General features: G+C 81.1%; 1 protein-coding gene. It reads left to right on the plus strand.

Translation table 11 applies throughout. The annotated features are described in order from the left end of the window. Positions 1-1,428: primosome assembly protein PriA (locus ONA70_RS36255; protein WP_265010983.1), on the plus strand; the 1,428-nt coding region annotated here is incomplete at both ends.

Genomic DNA, 1,428 nt, shown 5'->3' on the forward strand with positions numbered 1-1,428 from the left:
CCGGCGGGCCGGTCGACCCGCGCGGCTGGCGGGACTACCCGGCCGGGCCGGCCTACCTGCGCGCGCTCACCGACGGTCGGGCCCCGCGCGCGGTCTGGTCCGCGCTGCCCGGCGAGGACTGGGCCGCCCGGTACGCCGACGCCGTCGCCGCCACCGTCGCCGGCGGCCGGGGCGCGGTGATCGTGGTGGCCGACGCCCGCGACCTGGAGCGCCTCGACGCCGCGCTCACCGACGTGCTCGGGCCGGGACGGCACGTCTGCCTCTCCGCCGCGCTGGGCCCGGCACGTCGCTACCGGGCCTTCCTCGCCGCGCTGCGCGGCGACGTGGCGGTGGTGGTCGGGACCCGGGCGGCCATGTTCGCCCCGGTCCATCGGCTCGGTCTGGTGGCCATCTGGGACGACGGCGACGACCTGCACGCCGAGCCCCGGGCGCCCTACCCGCACGCCCGGGACGTGCTGCTCACCCGGGCCCAGCTCGGCGCGACGGCCGCCCTGGTCGGCGGGTACGCCCGCACCGCCGAGGCGCAGCTGCTGGTGGAGACCGGCTGGGCCCGAGAGGTGGTCGCCGACCGGGCGACCCTGCGGGCCCGGGTGCCGGCCATCGCGCCGACCGGGGACGACCCGCAACTGGCCCGCGACCCGGGCGCCGCCTCCGCGCGGCTGCCCAGCCTGGCCTGGACCACCGCCCGGGACGCGCTCCGCGCCGACCTGCCGGTGCTGGTGCAGGTGCCCCGCCGCGGCTACCTGCCCTCGGTGGCCTGCGCCGACTGCCGTACCCCGGTCCGGTGCCCGCACTGCGCGGGGCCGCTCGCCCTGCCCTCGGCCGACGGGGCACCGGCCTGCCGCTGGTGCGGCCGGGTCGTCGCCGCGTACACCTGCCCGGAGTGCGGGGGACGGCGGTTGCGCGCCGCGGTCACCGGCGCCCGGCGCACCGCCGAGGAACTCGGCCGGGCCTTCCCCGGCGTACCGGTGCGCACCTCCGGTCGGGAGGAGGTGCTCGGCACCGTGCCCGGTGGCGCGGGCCTGGTGATCGCCACCCCGGGGGCCGAGCCGGTCGCCGACGGCGGGTACGGGGCGGTGCTGCTGCTCGACTCGTGGTCCCTGCTCACCCGGGCCGACCTGCGGGCGGGGGAGGAGGCGTTGCGGCGCTGGCTGGCCGCCGCCGCGCTGGCCCGGCCCGGTGCGGCCGGGGGCCGGGTCGTGGTGGTGGCCGACGGTGGGCTCGCCCCGGTGCAGGCGCTGCTGCGCTGGGACGCGCCCTGGTTCGCCGCGCGGGAGCTGGCCGAGCGGCGCGAGCTGGGCTTCCCGCCGGCGGTGCGGATGGCCAGCGTCACCGGGGCGGCGGAGGCGGTGGCCGACCTGCTCGCCGACGCCCGGCTGCCCGACGGCGCCGAGGTGCTCGGCCCGGTGCCCGCCGACGAGGGGCGGG

The organism is Micromonospora yasonensis (assembly GCF_026013475.1).
Classification (GTDB): Bacteria; Actinomycetota; Actinomycetes; order Mycobacteriales; family Micromonosporaceae; genus Micromonospora; species Micromonospora yasonensis.